The sequence below is a fragment of the Paenibacillus sp. FSL H3-0302 genome, from assembly GCF_037982245.1.
GTDB classification, from domain to species: Bacteria; Bacillota; Bacilli; order Paenibacillales; family Paenibacillaceae; genus Paenibacillus_AQ; species Paenibacillus_AQ odorifer.
This window is the reverse complement of sequence record NZ_CP150284.1, coordinates 5,337,853-5,356,933: the sequence shown is the minus strand read 5'-3', so window position 1 is coordinate 5,356,933 and position 19,081 is coordinate 5,337,853. Positions and strand designations below refer to the sequence as shown.

The window sequence follows — 19,081 nt, the reverse complement described above, 5'->3', positions numbered from 1 at the left end:
GCTTTGCAGATTTTTTTATTTAGATTCTATAGTAATTCCGACTATTCCGATGTATAATCACTTAAAACATAATAGATGCGTTGGGGGAGATGAAAACATGGCAAAACAAAAGGTGTTGTCGATCAAGACGATTGTAGCGATTGGTATTGGTTCTGCTTTATTCGTTATATTGGGGAGATTCGGCTCGATTCCTTCGGGTATTCCAAACACTAACATCGAGACTACATACGCATTACTGGCATTGTTCTCCCTATTGTACGGCCCGTTTGCCGGATTATATATAGGCCTGATCGGGCATACCCTGAAGGATACGATATCTTATGGATCGCCATGGTTCAGTTGGGTCATATCATCAGGAATTGTAGGGCTGGTTATTGGCTTGTTAGTAGCTAGAATCGCTATTCATGACGGGGAATTCGGACGGAAGGAAATAATACGCTTTAATTTGGCTCAGATTGCAGCGAATGCTGTAGCTTGGTTCCTTGTAGCCCCAGTGTTGGATATTCTGATCTATGCAGAACCCGCTAATAAAGTATTTACGCAAGGACTGACCGCAGGTGCATTAAATATAGCTTCGGTGGCAGTGATCGGATCTTTACTAGCCATTGCGTATGCTAAGACAAGAACGAAACAGGGCAGCTTGACTAGAGAAGCTTGAGTGGAATACATATCCAAGCTAAAAAGCCGGTGGAAATCACCGGCTTTTTTCTCTTCACATTAACCCAGAGGAAGGTCTCAGATGAAAAAAGTAATGATTGAATTTAAGGATTTCAGCTTTCAATATCGGGCCCAGCAGGAACCCACACTACAGGGGATTAACTTAACGATTGTTGAAGGGGAGAAGGTGCTTATCGTGGGACCCTCAGGTTCTGGGAAAAGTACACTGGCTCATTGCATTAATGGTCTCATCCCTTTTGCTTACAGAGGGGAAATATCAGGTTCATTACGGGTTATAGGCCAGGAGCAGAAGGATCTGAGTATCGCAGAGCTGTCCAATCAGGTAGGTACCGTATTGCAGGACCCGGATGGACAATTTGTAGGATTAACGGTTGGTGAGGATATCGCCTTCAGTCTAGAGAACCATGTGGTTCAGCAGACAGAAATGAAGAGCAAAGTGGCGGCTGCCGCAAGAGCGGTGGATATCCACGACTTTCTGGCCTCTTCTCCTCAGGAGTTATCGGGTGGACAAAAGCAAAAAACGTCCTTGGCAGGTGTTCTGGTAGGTGATGTGGACATCCTACTCTTTGATGAACCGCTGGCAAGCTTAGATCCTTATACAGGTACAAAAGCGATTGAGCTTATTGATCGAGTGCATAAAGAGACAGGTAAAACCGTTATTATGATCGAGCATCGTCTTGAAGAGGTGCTGCATCGGGCGGTGGATCGTATTATTGTGATCCATGAAGGACGTATTGCGGCGGATATGCCGGCTGCAGAACTGTTGAGCACAACGTTGCTTTCAGAAGTTGGCATTCGGGAACCTCTCTATTTAACGGCTTTGAAGTATGCCGGATGTTCGATTACAGCAAATATGAATCCGCAGCATGTGAACGATATTCAGTTGGAGGCGTGTTCTAATAAACTTAAGATCTGGTATGAGTGCAATCAGTCACGCCAGGATAAGCTGGAGAACCCACCCATCCTTGAGCTAAGAGATATTTCTTTTGGATACGAAAAAAATCAGCAGGTGCTGGATAAGCTCAATCTCTGTATTCATAAAGGAGAGATGGTCTGTATAGCGGGGCGAAATGGGGCTGGGAAATCTACAGTTTCTAAGCTCATTTGTGGCTTCTATAAGCCTTCTTCCGGATCGATACGGATGCATGGGCGTGATATTGCTCAGGACACGATTAAGGAGCGGGCAGAGCGGATTGGTTTTGTTATGCAAAATCCCAATCATATGATTTCTAAGACACTTTTATATGATGAGGTTGCCCTAGGACTAAGACTCCGAGATTGCCCTGAGGAGCTCGTTCGTGAACGCGTCCATCAAGTCTTGAAGGTGTGCGGACTTTATTTTTTTCGCAGCTGGCCGATCTCGGCGCTCAGTTACGGCCAGAAGAAACGGGTCACGATTGCCGCCATTCTGGTACTGGAGCCGGAAGTGATCATTTTGGATGAACCGACTGCTGCTCAGGATTACAGGCATTATAACGAAATGATGGAGTTTCTCTTGACGCTGCGGGGGCAGGGGATGACGGTCATTATGATTACGCATGATATGCACTTGATGCTGGAATATGCCGATAGAGCTATAGTGTTAGCTGATGGCGTGAAGCTTGCGGATGATAGCCCTGAGCGAATATTAACGAATACTGATGTGGTGAAAAAAGCGAACTTGAAAGAAACCTCGCTTTTTGCCCTAGCTATAAAAGCTGGATTGAAACAACCGGAGGAGTTCGTAAGAAGGTTCATTGCGTATGATAGGAGGAGCCGAGGCGGATGAAGGCTAAAATGTTAACTTTTACGAAGCAGGATTCACCTATTCACCGTCTTACCGGCGCTACGAAGTTGATTTTATTTGTAGTGTGGTCTGTGACGGGGATGATTACATATGATACAAGATGTCTAATTGTGATGCTGTTATTTAGTTTGCTTGCCTTTAGAATTTCCAAAGTTCAATTTCAGGATTATGCTTTCGTATTATATTTCATCTTGATTTTCTTTTTGCTTAATCATATAGCTATCTTTATCTTTTCTCCTTTGGAGGGCGTACGTGTTTACGGGACACGTCATGATATTATGCATATTGCAGGCCGGTATACGGTAACTTGGGAGCAGCTATTTTATCAATTCAATATTGCCCTGAAATATGCGGTGGTCATTCCTATGGCATTATTATTTCTTCTAACGACCAATCCCAGTGAATTTGCAGCATCCTTAAATAGAGTTGGAGTGAACTATAAAATTGCATATTCTGTATCGCTGGCACTGCGGTACATTCCGGATATTCAACGAGATTATGAGAATATATCGTTCTCTGCTCAAGCAAGGGGAATAGATATTTCTAGAAAAGAAAAGCTGCCTAAGCGGCTAAAAAATATCATTTCGATTCTGATGCCCCTAATTCTGACTAGTATCGAGCGGATTGAAAATATCAGTACCGCTATGGAGCTGCGCGGCTTTGGCACTGAGACCAAACGAACTTGGTATAGCCGTCGCCCGTTCACGAGAGACGATTATTTTGCATTGGCTTTGTTTGCGCTGATTGGAATTTTCTCGACGGTGATCACTTTTTACGACGGTTCGCGGTTTTATAATATTTTCGATTGAAGTATAATAGTACAGTTGTGGAAAACTGGGATTATAATAAACGGCACCTTTTTGTTAAGACTGAAGACGTTTCTCCAGTTTTGACCATATAGGCAGGTAGCATAATGGCAGTGCTAGAAGTGAGCAGACTACGTTGAAAATGGTCTGGGCGTGGGCGATTTGTGAAGCAGGGCCTCCACCAATCCATGCAGCACTTGCTTGTAGCAGCCCGATCATGGGCAAGAATAATAGTGCACCACCTACATTAAGCGCAACATGGGACCAAGCGACGAAGACGCCGGATGGCGTGCCGCCGATGGAAGCGATGACCGCTGTAACACAGGTGCCCACGTTGGCGCCCAGCACAATGGCTATACCTAGCTCAGGCGGCATGGCACCCGAGGCGGCAATGCTCATAGCCATAGCTATGACAGCAGCGCTGCTATGGAGCATGGCTGTTAGGCACGCTCCAGCGGCGAGCCCCCATAAGGCACTAGTAGCGGCATGGTTTAGGAACCAGAGGAATAAGCCACTTTCCTGAAGTATTCCGCCGATAGACTGCATGACAGCGATGCCCCATAGGACGAGGGCGAAGCCTGATACAGCCAGACTGATAAATTGCAGCGGCGGGGATATTTTGTGGCAGAGCTCTGCCACTCGTGATGTAGGCGGCAGTTCGCCTGCAATAACTGCCGCTGCCCACAGACTGAGCGAGGCTGCCAGCAAGGGCATGGCCATGGTATTGATCTGAAGTCCGATCAATTCTGTAGTTAATGTGGTGCCGATGTTGCTGCCCAGGATAATGCCAAGTGTGCGGGCATAGGTAAGCAGGCCGGCATTGACCATGCCGATAGTCAACACCGTTACAGCAGTACTGCTCTGGAGTAAGGCGGACAACAGGCTGCTGGCAATCATTCCTTTAATAGGGGTTGAGGTAGCTCTATTTAGGCTTGTAGTTAATAGAGGGCCTGCTAGCTTGGACAACGCCGTTTCCATCAGCTTCATGCCGGCTAGAAAGATAACAAGACCATATATGATAGGGAACAGCAAATCACTGAACATAGGGCATACTCCTTTGGACGAGGGTTGTACACCAATATATGAATGTATTGCATGGGACATGTATAAAAACATTTTTAGAAAAACAGGGAGTTGAAGTCATTGCCATCGGTTATTTTAGAACGCAATCGCAAAAAAAGACTGGAACAGGGCCATCCGTGGGTCTATGCAGGTGAAGTCGCATCGGTAGAAGGAAATCCGGAAGCGGGGGGATTAGTAGATGTCCTTAATCATCAGGGCCGATTTTTGGCCGTAGGATATTACAATCCAGCGTCACAAATTCGGGTAAGAATTGTATCGCAGGGACCCCTTGCGATCATGGATACAGCCTTTTTTGCAGAACGGTTTGCGAATTGTCTGCAACACAGAAACCGGTTCCTTCCGGGTGCGGATGCTTATCGCTTGGTTTATGGTGAAGCGGACTTTTTGCCGGGGCTTATTGTAGATCGATTCGGAGATATTTTGGTTGTGCAGCTGCTTACCCTCGGAATGGACAAGCGGCGTGCAGAAATCGTCGAAGCATTGGTGCAGGTTATGGCACCGCGCGGAATCTATGAGCGCAGTGATGTTAGTGTGCGCGAGCTTGAAGGTATGGAGCAGACAACGGGTGTGCTGTACGGGGAATGTCCAAGGCATGTAACCGTGAGCGAGAATGGCCTGAAGCTGGTCGTTGATATTGAAGAGGGCCAGAAGACAGGTTACTTCTTTGACCAACGTGAGAATAGAGCTTCCATTGCTCCGCTCATGAAAGGCTGGGGAGGACGAAGCGGCATTACGCTACAGGAAATTGAAACTGAGGATGGTTCACTACAGACCTTACCAGTTAATAAGAGCGGCAAACATGTAACGTTCCCTTATTGGGACGGTGCGACAGTGCTGGAATGCTTCTCGCATACGGGCAGCTTCACGCTGCATGCCTGCAAGTATGGCGCGAAAAAAGTAACCTGCCTTGACGTTTCAGCACACGCCATTGAGAGTGCCAAAGTGAATGTGGAGCTGAACGGCTTTAGCGATCGTGTTGAATTCGTAGTGGATGATGCTTTTGCATATCTACGGAATCAGGTTAAAGGACTAGAGGAACGTTCTGAACGGGCGACAGTTGCCAGTGGAACAGATACGGCAGCAGCTGCTACAAATCCTAAATCCGGAGGCAAAACAGCCAAAACCGACACATCCAAGCCGATGACGGCAGGTGGAGGAAGAACTTGGGATGTAGTCATCTTGGACCCTCCGGCGTTTGCCAAAACCAAAAGTGCAGTAGCTGGCGCTTGCCGTGGTTACAAGGATATCAATCTGCACGGGATGAAGCTGGTGAACGAAGGCGGCTATTTGGTTACCGCAAGCTGTTCTTACCATATGCAGCCAGATCTGTTCCTCGAAACGATTGCTGATGCAGCTAAAGATGCTGGCAAGGTGTTGAGACTTGTAGAATGGCGGGCCGCAGGCAAAGACCATCCACAAATACTTGGCGTTAACGAAGGACACTATCTGAAGTTTGCGATTTTTGAAGTGCGGAGTAAAAAATAAGCCTGAAGGTCAAAAAGGTTTACAGTGCCAAGTAACAAATAAGATAAAAGGGCTGGTCGTAGGGTGACCGTGAGTCGACTGTAAGGCAAGGAGTTGCCAACGGACTCAGATGACTCTATTTAGCGTAAACAGCCCATTATTGAATTCTTACGGACCCTAAAGGCGCTATTGCCCCAATAACACCCGTAATGCAGCACATTTTCGAAGAATAGCGTCAGTGGGGTCCGAAAAGTTGCCATAACAGCACTGAATCCACGAATAACGGCTCCTGGGTCCCTAAGTAATTAATGAAACAAGCCTAGCCGAAATGTTGAGTGTTAAATTCGGAATACTAAATAGTAAACAACGAATGATGCTTATTGAATTATGATATGCGGAATGCGGATTACAAAACGATCGGCGTAGAGTGCTAATGTTGAGTGCGGGGTGTTGAGTATTGAACGCTGAACGCTGAACGCTGAACGCCAACAGTCTAACATTGACCCTATGCTCCGACATTGGCAGCTCCTATCTAACGTTGCACAACTGGCATTAAAAACAAACTAAACACTCTAAAAAGCAAGCCGCCAAAATCCGGAGGTTTGCTTTTTTTATTTGTACTCATAGCTGTTTATCCTTTGTAAAACATTAGAAAATACTAGCAAACACATGTTCCGATTAGTGTGGTTATGATATACTGAGGGGACGAGGAATCACTGAACTTTTTTAATTGGAGTGTAATCAATGGGTGGATATTTCACCCTGTATTCTATATATTTTCTCCGCTACGGAAGGAGTCTATCATTTATGCCGGTAACCTTTTTACTAGGCCGCTCGGGCAGTGGCAAGACAACAAAAATATGGGAATCTATCTCTTCTTCCTTAGAAAAGGAACCGCTTGGTGCGCCGATTATTATTCTTGTGCCAGAGCAAGGTTCTTTTGGAGCAGAACGGGGGCTTCTGACCGTAGGGAATGTGAAGGGAAGCCTTCGGGCGCAGACACTGAGTTTTTCGCGGCTTGCCTATCGTGTGAAGCAGGAAACTGGTGGCAGTGCAAGTCTGCCAATCAGTGAAGAAGGTAAGAAAATGTTAATTTACAAAATCATCAGTCGCCGCAAAGAGGAACTGAAATTATTCGGTGCCTCAGCAGACAGACCGGGTTTTGTGGAACGTCTGAACCAACTGCACACGGAGATGAAACGTTGCTGTTTGGGTTCCACTGATTTAGAGGAACAGCTGTCCGCTATGCGAGGAGCTATTGCAAGAAGTCCTATTCTTGAGGGTAAGCTGGATGATTTGCAGCTGGTATTTAGCGATTTAGAGAAGGAAATGTCCCGTCTTTATATCGATGAAGAGGATCGTTTAGCAGAACTGGCTGAGCATATTCCAGATTCCTCCTACATTCGCGGGGCAGAGATTTGGGTAGATGGGTTCCATGGATTTACTCCGCAGGAATTCGTAGTGCTTCGAGAATTGATGCAGCAAGCTTCGAAGCTGACGGTTTCGCTTACAATTGATCGTCCTTACCCCTATGGAGATCAGTTGAATGAGCTTGAATTGTTTCACCCAACTGCGGTTACTTACATTAAACTGCGTGGAATTGCTGAAGAGCTGGGCATTGATGTATGGGACGAGCTGCTGGAGCCAATGGTTCTTCCACGTTTTGAAGAAAGTCCAGTACTTGCTCACCTTGAACGGGGATATGATCGCCGGAAGGCTTGGATAGATGCGGATGAACTGGCAAGAGAGGCTATATCCATAGGCGCCGCAGTTTCGCACAGAGCAGAGGTTGAGGGAGCCCTGCGCGAAATGACTAGACTGGCGCGGGATGAAGGTGCAAAATATGGCGAAATGGCCGTATTGATGCGCAATATTGGCGATTACGAGCAGCTGGTTCAGCCGTTGTTCCAAGATTATGGAGTGCCATTTTTTCTGGACCAGAAGGTGAATGAGCTGCATCATCCGCTAGTGGAGTTTATACGTTCCGCATTGGATGTAGTGCGTCGTCGCTGGCGTTATGAGGATGTATTCCGTTGCGTAAAGACGGAGCTTCTGCTTCCGCTAGACGGTAGTATTACGCGTGAAGATATGGATGCTTTAGAAAACTATGTGCTGGCTTGTGGGATTCAGGGGTACCGCTGGACAGATGGCCGCTCCTGGAAAGGTATTCCTAGCTTGTCGCTGGAAGGCGGCAGACAGATGGATGATGAACTGCTTGCTACTATGGAACGATGCCGTGCTAGTATAACAGGTCCATTATTTGCTTTTGAGAAACGAATCCAGAAAAGCCGAAGCGGCCTTGAACTATGTACGGCAATGTACAAGCTGCTTGAAGAGACGGATGTTGCGCGAAAGCTGGAGAAACTCAGTGTTAAGTCTATGGAGAAGGGCCAACCCGAGAAGGCTAGGGAACATAGCCAGTTGTGGGGTGAGGTACTTGATCTGCTAGATCAGATAGTAGAAATGATGGGCAATGAAAGACTTGAGTTTGAAGTGTTCACTGGAGTTCTAGAGACAGGTCTTGCTGAACTTAAAATGGGACTAGTTCCGCCCGCACTGGATCAAGTATTGGTCGGCAATATGGATCGGACTCGCCCAACGGGGGTTAAATACGCCTTTTTGCTTGGATTTAATGAAGGTGTTGTGCCTGCGCAGTTTAAGGAAGATGGAATTCTCTCGGAAGGTGAACGCTCCGTACTAGAGAATGCTGGAATGGAGCTTGCTCCCGGCGCTTCTCGTAAACTGCTGGACGAGCGGTTTCTGATCTATAATGCACTAACGACAGGAAGCCGAAAGCTCTGGATTAGCTACGCTACAGCGGATGATGAGGGCAAAGCTCTCCTTCCCTCTGAGGTTATCCGGCATTTGCATAGAATGTTCCCAAGGGTTCAAGAGCACAGCTTGTCAGCACTTCCCCCTTCGGGACTACCTATAGAAGTCGGAAATCCTATCCATCTCGGTTTCATTGGTCAACCAGAACAGAGTCTTCGCGCATTGATTATGCAGCTGCGGCAGTGGCGCCAAGGAACAGAAATTCCGGAGCTATGGTGGGATGTGTATAACTGGTTTACTAAGAACGAAGATCGTAAATTTCAACTGGAACGTTTGCTAAGTTCACTGTTCTATCGTAATGAGGGAACGAAGCTAAAGCGTGGCACAAGCCTCAGATTGTATGGTGGCTCAATACTGCGGGGCAGTGTGTCCCGGATGGAGAAATTTGTTGCGTGCTCATTTTCCCATTTTGCGTCCTACGGACTAAGACTGAAAGAGCGCCAGTTATATAAGCTGCAAGCACCTGATATTGGACAGCTGTTCCATGCTGCGCTAAGTGATATGGCGATAAGACTGAAACAAGAGGGACGGGGCTGGGGCAGCTTATCTCCGGATGAATGTCGGCGTGAGGCCAGTGAGACAGTAGAACGGCTATCTCCGATGCTGCAGGGTGAAATTCTAATGAGCTCCAAACGTTACGGGTACATCTCCCGTAAGCTTAAGAATATTGTTGGACGTGCTTCTGTGATTCTGGGCGAGCACGCCCGCCGGGGCAGCTTTGAGCCAGTAGGGCTGGAGCTGGATTTTGGACCGGATAAGGAGTTGCCGCCTTTAAGAATTACGCTGCCGAATGGCTGTGTGATGGAGGTCGTTGGCCGGATTGACCGTGTAGACATGGCCCGTGGAGAGAACGGAATTCTTCTGCGGGTAATTGATTATAAATCGAGCCAAAAGGATCTCAAGCTGCATGAGGTGTATTATGGATTGTCGCTGCAAATGCTGACTTATTTGGATGTGCTGCTGACATATTCGGAGCAATGGCTGGGGCAGCCGGCACTTCCAGCAGGCACACTTTATTTCCATGTGCATGATCCGTTGTTAACTTCATCCAACGGGATGAACAAGGAACAGGCTGAGCAAGAGCTGTTGAAACGCTTCAAGATGAAAGGACTGCTTACAGCTGATCGTGAGGTTGTCTCCCTGATGGATACCACTTTAGACAAAGGGTATTCTTCTATCGTGCCTGTAGCAGTAAAAGCTGACGGCAGCTTTTATAGCAGTGCTTCAGTAGCTACACCAGAGCAGTGGAGCCATCTATTATCCTCCGTTAGAGGGACGATCTCGGATATCGGGACACGGATTACAGAGGGTGATGTGGCGATTGAGCCGTACCGAATTGGGCAGGAGACCGCCTGCACATTCTGTTCCTTTAGACCTGTCTGCCAGTTCGATGAAGCTGTGGAAGGTAACAGCTATAACAATCTGGGTAAGCCAGGGAAGGACGTTATATGGGATCTGCTGTCCCGCAAAGGAGGAACTACACCTTGAGTATGAAGGCTGAAATAGAAGCGAAACCGGAAGGAAGTATATGGAGTGATGACCAGTGGCGCGCCATTGCGGAGAGCGGTGATGACATCCTCGTTGCTGCGGCAGCAGGTTCCGGCAAGACGGCGGTGCTGGTAGAACGGATTATTCGAAAGATCAGTAAGGAAGAGAACGGCTTCAGTGTAGACAGGCTACTAGTAGCCACGTTTACCAAAGCTGCGGCTGCCGAAATGCGGCAGCGGATCAGGGAAGCCCTTGATCGGGAGCTGGAGGAGAACGGGGAGAACGACCATTTGCGCCGTCAGCTATCCCTGCTGGGCAAAGCTTCGATTACAACATTGCACTCCTTCTGTCTGGAAGTGATCCGGCGTTATTATCAAATGATTCCGATTGATCCGGGTTTCCGCATATTAAATGAGCATGAAGCGGAGATGATGCGGCAGGAGCTGCTCGAAGAGTTGCTGGAGGAAAAGTACGGTGAGGTAGGTGCGGATGGCGAGGATAGCATATTTGTGCAGCTCGCTGATTGGTTCAGTGGTGAACGCAGTGATGATGCAGTGCATGCGCTCATACAGCGATTGCATGATTACGCCCGCAGCCATCCTTGGCCAGCGCAATGGCTCCGTGATACTGCAGCTGATTTCTCATTGCCAGACACCGAAAGTCTGGGTGGAACGCCATGGGTGCTGAGCATTCTTGAAGAAGCGAAGCTGACACTTGCGGGTGCAGCCAGTCAGCTGATGCAAGGCCGGGAGATTGCACTACAACCGGGTGGTCCGGCACCCTATGCTGAGAATTTAACCACTGATCTTGAGATGGTAAATGCACTGCAGGATGCCGTAAACGAACGACCTTGGGCAGAATTATATGATATTTTTATGGAAGTATATTTTGGAAAATTAAAGGCTTGTAAGAAGGATTCGACAGATCCTGGACTGCAGGAGATGGTGAAGGAACTGCGCGACAGTGTGAAGAAGAGTATTTTAGATCTTCAGAAAGCATTGTTTGGCCGTCCGCCTGAGGTTTTTTTGAAAGAGCTGAACGAAGCGGCTCCACTGATGGCAGAGCTTGCAGAGACAGTGATAGCATTCGGTGAACGTTATAGAATTGAAAAAGCAGGAAGAGGTCTAGTCGACTTCAGTGATTTGGAGCATTATTGTCTGCAAATTCTACGCCATCCGGACTCTACGCCCGGTCATTCCCTGCCTTCTGATGCAGCTATGGAATACCGTGCTCAATTCGATGAGGTTCTGCTGGATGAGTATCAGGATACGAATAGTGTGCAAGAGGAGATTGTGCGGCTAATATCCCGTGAAACACCCGGTAACCGGTTTATGGTCGGAGATATGAAGCAAAGTATCTATCGATTCCGTCTGGCGGAGCCGGGGCTATTCCTGGATAAATACCGCAGCTTTGGCTCACACCCAATCGATGATCCATCTGAAATTACTAATGAATCGTCTAGCGGTTCGGTTATCGATCTGGCCCGTAATTTTCGCAGTCGCATGGAGGTTGTGAATGCCGTTAATATGATCTTCCGGCAGATTATGAATGAGACGGTAGCGGAGATTAATTATGACGAACGCGCTGAGCTTGTTTACGGAGCGAATTTCCCAGGTGCAGCAGAGAAGGGTCCCGATACCTTTTTTGCACCGGAGTTATTATTGATAGATCGTGGTTCAACAGCAGGGAAGTCAGAAGAGACTTCTGAAGACGGTGAGGCGCCACTTCAGGAGAGTGAAGCCATTGAGAGCGAGACGGCGCAGCTGGAAGCACGGGCAATTGCCCGGCGTATTTCACAAATGACGGGGATGACCGGTGGATCGCCGCTGCTTATCTACGATAAAGGACTCAAGATTATGCGCCCGGTTATTTACGGTGATATCGTAATCCTGCTTCGCTCGGCAAGAATCTGGACCCCTCTAATCATCGAAGAGCTTCGGATGGAAGGAATCCCTGCTTATGGTGATCTGAATAAAGGTTATTTTGAAGCTACAGAAGTGGAAATTGCACTCTCCCTCTTAAAAATAGTTGATAATCCTCAGCAGGACATTCCGCTGGCTGGCGTACTTCGTTCACCTGTGGTCGGATTAACGGAAGAAGAATTGGCTACGGTGCGTATGTGTAGTCAGGGTCCTTATTTTCAAGCAGTACAGATGGCGGTGGATATGCAATATGCAAAAGAGGCTGAAGAAGAGTATGACCTCTTCTCGGCTCATGTGATTGAATCCGCAAGCACCGTCGAGAATAATGTTTTACCTGATAAAGATCTGCCGCAGATCAGTCCAGAACTGAAGCGCAAGCTTAGACATTTCCTAGAACAGCTGGAAAGCTGGAGAAATGCGGCTAGACAAGGTAGTCTCAGTGAGCTGATCTGGCGTATCTATGGGGAGAGCGGCTATCTGGAATGGGTTGGAGGACTGCCTGGAGGCTCGCAGCGCCAGAACAATCTTAAAGCTTTGTATGATCGGGCTGTGCAATTTGAGAATGACACCGCAGCGCGTGGATTGTTCCGTTTTCTGGTGTTCATTTCACGGCTTCGTGAGAACGGCGGAGATCTGGGTGTAGCTGGCGGTGGCGGTGAAGAAGGCAATGGCGTCAGAATCATGACCATCCATAAATCCAAAGGGCTGGAGTTCCCTGTTGTTTTTGTAGCCGGGATGGCAAAACAGTTCAATCGACAAGATTTGCATTCGCCATTTCTTATGCACAAAGAGCTTGGCTTTGGGCCGCGTTTTGTGGAACGGGAAACGCGAGTTAGCTACCCAACACTTCCTTATCTGGCTATTAACCGGCGTACACGGCTTGAATTATTAGCGGAGGAGATGCGTGTATTATATGTAGCGTTAACTCGTCCGAGAGATAAAATGATTCTAGTAGGCACTGTAAGAGATTTGCCGCGCAAAATCGCTAGCTGGAGCAGCGTACAGAACCGGGATGAGCTGCTGCTTGCAGATCATCTGCTGGCCCGAGGGCGCAGCTATTTGGACTGGGTTGGACCGGCATTGATCCGGCACCCTGCGGCGGCGATTCTTCGTAAGCTGGGCGGTTCAGAAGGTACCGTCTCCACGGTGCTGCACAACGATGTCTCCAACTGGAGCATCAGTGTGCAAAATGCTTCCGAACTTAATTCTGGGGCGTTCCTGCCAACGGATCAGACTGAGGAGAAGGTAGAGGAACGGCAAGCTGTACTCGAAGCACTGCATAAGGGTGAAGCTGTAAATATATATGAAACAGAGACTAGCGATGAAATTGCTAGAAGACTGGAATGGAATTATCCGTATGCGGCAGCCTCAGGTATTCCGGCTAAAACTTCTGTTACGGAGTTAAAAGCGTTGTTGTCGTTGCAGGAGCAGCCCTCTTTTGATCTGCTGGAAGAAGGCAATTCTACAACCTCAATAGAAACCGATAAACGTCCAAGTGTTGCAGGTGCGGACAGTCTTCATTTGCGGCGTCCGAAATTTATGGAAAAACGCAGTCTAACCCCAGCGGAACGCGGGACAGCATACCATACAGTCATGCAGCATATTCCGCTGGAGGGTTCAGTTGATCCTAGGGTTGTGGAAGAAACCTTAGCCCGACTTCAGAGAGTGGCTATTCTAACTGCTGAGCAGGTGGAGGCTGTAGCTCCCGATCAGATAGAAGCTTTTTATACTAATGAACTGGGACGTAGATTAATAGCTTCTTCTTGGAAGCTTAGAGAAATGCCGTTCAGTTATATGGTTCCCGCAGGTGAGGCTTATCGAGGGCTCGATTATATGAATGAAGCCGTCTCGGAGCTTTCCCCTGAGAACAATAAGGAAGGCTTTAGTGAGGCTGTGCTAATTCAAGGGGTCATTGACTGCCTGTTCCGTGAAGAGGACCGGATTATTCTGCTAGATTATAAGACGGACTCTGTATTAGAACATCAGGGCGGCTTAGAGGCACTTAAGGAAAAATATCGTTTTCAGCTAGAGTTATACAGCAAGGCATTACATGATATTTTGGGAGAACCGATCAGCGAGATTTGGCTGTACTTTTTTGACGGCGATCATGCTGTGAAATTATAAATTATTCATTGCCGCATAGGAGCGGGGAAAGAGGACGAAGATGCGGATATTGCATACGGGGGATTGGCACTTGGGCCGTACGCTGGAGGGAAGAAGCCGCCAGAAGGAGCAAGAGCAGTTCATAGATGAATTGGTGGAGATCGCCGATTTTCATAAGGCGGATTTGATTATGATGGCGGGAGATGTGTACGATTCCGTTAATCCGCCAGCGGCTTCGGAGCAATTATTCTATGAGGCTGCTGCCAGGCTGACTTCAGGGGGCAGGCCCCTTGTGGTGATTGCCGGCAATCATGACCAACCGGAGCGCGTATCTTCAGTCTCCCCGCTTGTATTAAGGCAGGGGATTACCTTGGTAGGACTTCCAACCTCAGAGCCAGTGACAGTTCATGCTGCGCGGACAGGTGAGATTGCCAAAATCGCAGCCCTTCCCTATCCCTCTGAGGCACGTCTCGGTGAGTTGCTTGCTGGGGACAGCGGGGAAGAGGAGCTTCGACTAGCTTACAGCGCACGGGTAGGCAAACTTATGCAACTGTTGGGACGGGAATTTACGCCACAAACCGTGAATTTGGCGATGAGCCATATTTATGTGCTTGGAGGTGTAGAGAGTGATTCGGAACGCCCAATTCAGGTGGGCGGGGCTTACACTGTAGACCCTTCTGCTTTATCCTGTGGAGCGCAATATACTGCACTAGGCCATCTTCATCGCGCTCAGCGTGTAAAAGGGGAAGGGATGATCCGTTATAGCGGATCCCCGCTGGCATATAGCTTTTCGGAAGCAGGACAAGCCAAGTCGGTGACGCTGATTGATGTTGCGCCGGGCGGTGAGCCGACCTTCGAAGAAATCTATCTTCGCTGTGGGCGTCCACTTGTAAGATGGAGCTCTACGGGGGGATTGCAAGAGGTATATAACTGGTTGGATGAAGGTAGAGATGCTACCGCTTTTATAGATTTGGAGATTCGGCTCAGTGAAGCTATGTCGATGAATGATATTCAGCGCCTGCGTAAATCACGTGAGGGGATCATTCATATTCGTCCGATTTATCCGCAAATGGAGCTGGAGCTCGAACAAATTTCCCGTTCACGTATGCCTGTACAAGAATTGTTCCGTAAATTCTATCAGCGCCAGACGGGCGGGGCGGAGCCGGAGGATCGTTTGATTGAGCTGTTCTTACAGCTAACCGAAGAAGAACGGCAGCAGCCGGAGGAAGGAGAGGAGAACTAAGGTGAAGCCTATTTTATTAAAAGTGGCAGGATTGCAGAGTTATAGAGAAATGCAGGAAATAGATTTTGAAAGTCTGTGTGAGACCGGGCTGTTTGGGATTTTTGGACCTACGGGCAGCGGCAAGTCCAGTTTGCTGGATGCTATTACTTTGGCAATGTACGGCAAAGTGGAGCGCGCCGTTAATGGAACACAGGGGATTATGAATCACTCTGAGGATTCACTCAGCGTGGCGTTTACCTTTGAGCTCACTTCTTCCGCTGGGGCACATCGTTATCGCGTTGAACGTAAGTTCAAGCGGACAGGTGAGCAAACAGTCAGTAACACCATTAGCCGTTTCATTGAAGTTACACCTGACGGGGATAACGTTATGGCGGATAAACTCGCAGATGTTACACGTTGTGTGGAAGAGCATATTGGGCTCAAAATGGATGACTTCACGCGAGCAGTTGTATTGCCGCAGGGGAAATTCGCCGAATTCTTATCGCTTCGGGGCGTAGACCGCCGACAAATGCTGCAGCGCCTGTTCCATTTGGAACAGTATGGCGATCAGCTTGCGTTGAAGCTTAGCCGACGGGTGAAGGAGAATGAGGCTGCGCTCCGCGCACTCGAAGCGGAGCAGCAGGGGCTTGGCAGCGCAGGCAAAGAGGATGTAAAGGCAGCGGCGGAGCGCCTCGAACAAGCAGCCCAGCATGCTGCGGAATGCCGCCGCAAGCTGGAGGCGGCGCTGCAGGTCGCGGAGCGTTTCACGCGCATTCGCGAGCTGCAAGAGGAACGGACCCGCCGCGAATTGCAGCGGCAGGGACTGCTCTCCAAGGAGGAGGAGATTCTCCTCCTTGAACGGAAGCTCGGCCAAGCTGACGAGGCCGAGGCTAGGCTTCCCGCGCTGAAAGCATGGCGAAGCGCGGAAGATGCCTTCAAGAGCCGATTGACCCGCGCGGAGGGTCAAGAGGTGCTGGCCGCCGCTGCCGAGCAGGAGGCGGCGCATGCCTCTGCGGCCGCAGCTGCTGCGCAGGCCGCGCTTGCGGCGGAAGAGCCGGCCCTCCGGCAGGGGGCCGACACCTATCGCCGCGCGCTCGAGCTCGAGTCCGAGCTCGGCGCCCTGCGGCGCGAACTCGCGGCTCTGCGCGAGCGCCGCGAAGAGGCCTCCCGCAAGCTGACGGAGCTGCGGGAGGGCATGGCCCGGGAGCGTGAGCTTTTGGCCAAGGGCCAAAAGCGCCAGCAAGAGCTGCAGCAGAGCTTGCAGCCGCTCGGTGTCCGCTCCCAGGAGCGGCAGTCTCTGCAAGAAGCGATGCAGAGACTGCAAGGGCTGCACTCCGCCGAATCCCAGTGGGATAAGGCGGAGAAGGAGCGCCGCGAGCGTGCCGCTGCACTCGCGGCTGCGCAGGCGCGCCTCGCGGAGGCCGAGGGCCGTCGCGGGCAGCAGGAAGCTTCTCGCGGGCAGCAGATCCGCGAGGCGGCGATGCATCAAGAGAAGCTGCTGGCGACAGAAGAAGCTGCGTGCACCGCAGCAGAAAGTCTGGAGCAACATATCAGTTCTTTGGAAGCGGCCCTCAAGGGGCATGAGTTGCACAGACTGTCGCTTGGATTGGCTAAAGAATTGGAAGCAGGACAACCTTGCCCTGTATGTGGCAGCGAACACCACCCGGCCCCTGCTGTATTGCAGGATAACGTAGAGCAACAGGAACTGGAGTTAAAGCTTCAACAGGCTCGGGTGTTGTCCAGACGTGCTTTGGAAGCACGCCATATGTTCCGTGGTCTGCGGGAGCAGGACCTGGTTTGGCTGGAGCAGGTGTTTGGTGATGGAGCTTTTGATACGGTAAATCATCCTGCAGCGGCAGGCTCAGAAGTCAGCACTACTGAGGTTTCCTCTACCGATAAGTCCATTCCAGATGAAAAGGCTTTGGCAGAACTTGATGCTGCATTTTTAGCATTAAAAAGCCAGTCTGGAGAACTGCGCCGTACAGCGATACAGTGGCAGCAATCGATGCAGGAAGTTCAGCAGCTATGCCTCAAAGAAGCAGCGGGTGCCGAAGGTGAGCGAAGCTGGGTAGAAGGCCTAACCGCCAAAGCCGAGGAACTGAGTGGCCAACTAGCCGCATTGCGGCAGAACTGGGTACAGCAGTTCCCTGATTTGGCACCGGAAGAGGTAGAAAAAGCTTATCGTGAGCTGTTAGCCAAGGATGCTCAAGCTGAGGAAATTAGATCCCGACTGGAAATCAGTGTCAAGTTTCTGGATGAGAAAAGCGCTTCGGTGCAGAATCTTCAGGAGACCATCACCGGACTCGATAAAGAGCTTACTCAGTGGAATACACAGATGGAAGGCAAAGAAGAATTGCAGCGTGAAAAAGAACGGCGTCTTTTGGAGTGGACTAATGGCCGCGCTGCTGCCCCTCTTCTAGCAGAGTGTGAGCGTCGTCTGCAGGAATTGTTAGCAGCTGTGGAGACCAGCCAACGATTACATCTCACGGCAGCTGAAAAAGCGCAGCATGAGATCAAGGAGGCAGCGATTACCCGCCAGGCTGCAGAATCTGCTCGAGAGCATTATGTGACTTCAAGCCATCTGTGGGAGCAAAGCTTAACCTCTTCACCTTTTAGTTCCGCCGCTGAGGTTGAAGGAGCAGCTCTCGCACCTGAAGAGCGGGAAATTTCTTCTTCTCGGGTACGTGCCCATCGTGCGGAAGAAGCTGAACTTTCATTGCAGCTGCGCAATATTGAAGAGAAGCTTGACGGAGCCAGCTTAAGTGAAGAGGAGTGGCAAGTTAGCCAGGAGAGCTTAAGCGTGTGTAAGTCAGAGGATGAAATGTCGCTGCAAGCAAGAGCGCGCGCAGAGCGAGATCTGGAGGATCTGCGGCATCGGCATATTCGCTGGATGGAGCTCGAAGCCCAGCGGCTAGAACATGCTTCTCTACAGGATCATTTGTCCAAATTGCAGACGGTTTTACGTGGAAATGCTTTTGTTGAGTATATTGCGGAGGAACAATTGATGCAGGTATGCCAGTCTGCTTCCCAGCGGCTTCGTTTCCTGAGCAAACAGCGTTATGCGCTGGAGGTTGATTCGGGTGGTGGCTTTGTAATCCGTGATGATGGAAACGGTGGTGTAAGAAGACCGGTCTCCACGCTTTCCGGCGGAGAGACGTTCTTAACTTCCTTGTCACTTGCACTTGCACTTTCGGCACAGATTCAGCTGCGGGGGCAGTATCCATTGCAATTTTTCTTTTTGGACGAAGGCTTTGGTACGCTGGATCCGGAATTGCTCGATACGGTAATTACCTCACTGGAAAGACTGCATAACGACCAACTGTCTGTCGGCATTATCAGCCATGTTCCAGAGCTTCGGGCACGACTGCCACGCAAGCTGGTAGTAGTACCTGCTGAACAGGGTGGAGGGGGATCTCGGATCCTTTTGGAAAAAATGTGAAGATCTATAATGTGTGTGATTCTTATCACAGATACAGTATCAACGCGCTGTTATAATACAGCTAAGCCGACATTACTTTAGAAACACCTCGGCGGACGTATGGCAGGGAATGAACTCCTTTTCATACGTCCGCCGCCGAATCAGCTTTATAAGCTGTGAAGGGTGTTTCTCTTTTTTTTGTCTTTTTTAGGCCTAACGGTGTTGATATATTTATTTAATGGTTCATTCTGTAACAGATACAGTTTAGGGCAGATTATG

The 19,081-nt window shown here is 49.4% G+C and carries 9 protein-coding genes; 8 read left to right on the top strand and 1 reads right to left on the bottom strand.

Translation table 11 applies throughout. The features are described 5' to 3' along the window. The first annotated feature begins 97 nt into the window (after nt 1–97). The 3 genes from MHH50_RS23915 to MHH50_RS23905 all read left to right on the top strand — a co-directional run bounded on the left by MHH50_RS23915 (nt 98) and on the right by MHH50_RS23905 (nt 3,273). Entirely contained in the window at nt 98–658 is a 561-nt protein-coding gene (locus MHH50_RS23915) for an ECF-type riboflavin transporter substrate-binding protein (RefSeq protein ID WP_340033527.1), read from the top strand. An 81-nt stretch (nt 659–739) separates the two neighbouring features. After that, on the top strand, nt 740–2,446 hold the full coding sequence (locus MHH50_RS23910; RefSeq protein WP_076278795.1) for an ABC transporter ATP-binding protein: 1,707 nt from the start codon (nt 740–742) through the stop codon (nt 2,444–2,446). Beyond that, nucleotides 2,443–3,273 carry an energy-coupling factor transporter transmembrane component T gene (locus MHH50_RS23905; protein ID WP_076128979.1) on the top strand — a complete coding sequence of 277 codons (831 nt, stop codon included), beginning with the start codon at nt 2,443–2,445 and terminating at the stop codon, nt 3,271–3,273. The genes MHH50_RS23910 and MHH50_RS23905 overlap by 4 nt, the downstream gene beginning before the upstream one ends. A gap of 54 nt (nt 3,274–3,327) precedes the next feature. Here MHH50_RS23905 and MHH50_RS23900 read toward each other — a convergent pair whose 3' ends face one another. After that, nucleotides 3,328–4,314, bottom strand: a complete 987-nt coding sequence (locus tag MHH50_RS23900) for a Na/Pi symporter (RefSeq protein WP_340033526.1) — start codon at nt 4,312–4,314, stop codon at nt 3,328–3,330. A gap of 99 nt (nt 4,315–4,413) precedes the next feature. Between MHH50_RS23900 and MHH50_RS23895 the strand changes: the two genes are divergently transcribed. From MHH50_RS23895 to MHH50_RS23875, 5 genes are all read left to right on the top strand, one after another. After that, nucleotides 4,414–5,838, top strand: a complete 1,425-nt coding sequence (locus MHH50_RS23895; RefSeq protein ID WP_076281218.1) for a class I SAM-dependent rRNA methyltransferase — start codon at nt 4,414–4,416, stop codon at nt 5,836–5,838. A gap of 786 nt (nt 5,839–6,624) precedes the next feature. Further along, nucleotides 6,625–10,137: a helicase-exonuclease AddAB subunit AddB gene (gene addB / locus MHH50_RS23890; protein WP_340033525.1), complete on the top strand. Its 3,513-nt coding sequence runs from the start codon at nt 6,625–6,627 to the stop codon at nt 10,135–10,137. Between the two features lie 2 nt (nt 10,138–10,139). Further along, complete coding sequence (addA, locus tag MHH50_RS23885; RefSeq protein WP_340034637.1) at nt 10,140–14,183, top strand: helicase-exonuclease AddAB subunit AddA; 4,044 nt, start codon at nt 10,140–10,142, stop codon at nt 14,181–14,183. A 40-nt stretch (nt 14,184–14,223) separates the two neighbouring features. Continuing rightward, entirely contained in the window at nt 14,224–15,405 is a 1,182-nt protein-coding gene (locus MHH50_RS23880) for an exonuclease SbcCD subunit D (RefSeq protein ID WP_076128988.1), read from the top strand. A gap of 1 nt (nt 15,406) precedes the next feature. Further along, nucleotides 15,407–18,823, top strand: a complete 3,417-nt coding sequence (locus MHH50_RS23875; RefSeq protein WP_340033524.1) for an AAA family ATPase — start codon at nt 15,407–15,409, stop codon at nt 18,821–18,823. The last annotated feature ends 258 nt before the right edge of the window (nt 18,824–19,081 follow it).

Excerpts from the sequence above, each read along its gene's own strand:
- MHH50_RS23880 (WP_076128988.1), top strand. The coding sequence starts at position 14,224 with ATGCGGATATTGCATACGGGGGATTGGCACTTGGGCCGTACGCTGGAG.
- addA (WP_340034637.1), top strand. The coding sequence starts at position 10,140 with ATGAAGGCTGAAATAGAAGCGAAACCGGAAGGAAGTATATGGAGTGAT.
- MHH50_RS23905 (WP_076128979.1), top strand. The coding sequence starts at position 2,443 with ATGAAGGCTAAAATGTTAACTTTTACGAAGCAGGATTCACCTATTCAC.
- MHH50_RS23900 (WP_340033526.1), bottom strand. The coding sequence starts at position 4,314 with ATGTTCAGTGATTTGCTGTTCCCTATCATATATGGTCTTGTTATCTTT.
- MHH50_RS23915 (WP_340033527.1), top strand. The coding sequence starts at position 98 with ATGGCAAAACAAAAGGTGTTGTCGATCAAGACGATTGTAGCGATTGGT.
- MHH50_RS23910 (WP_076278795.1), top strand. The coding sequence starts at position 740 with ATGAAAAAAGTAATGATTGAATTTAAGGATTTCAGCTTTCAATATCGG.
- addB (WP_340033525.1), top strand. The coding sequence starts at position 6,625 with ATGCCGGTAACCTTTTTACTAGGCCGCTCGGGCAGTGGCAAGACAACA.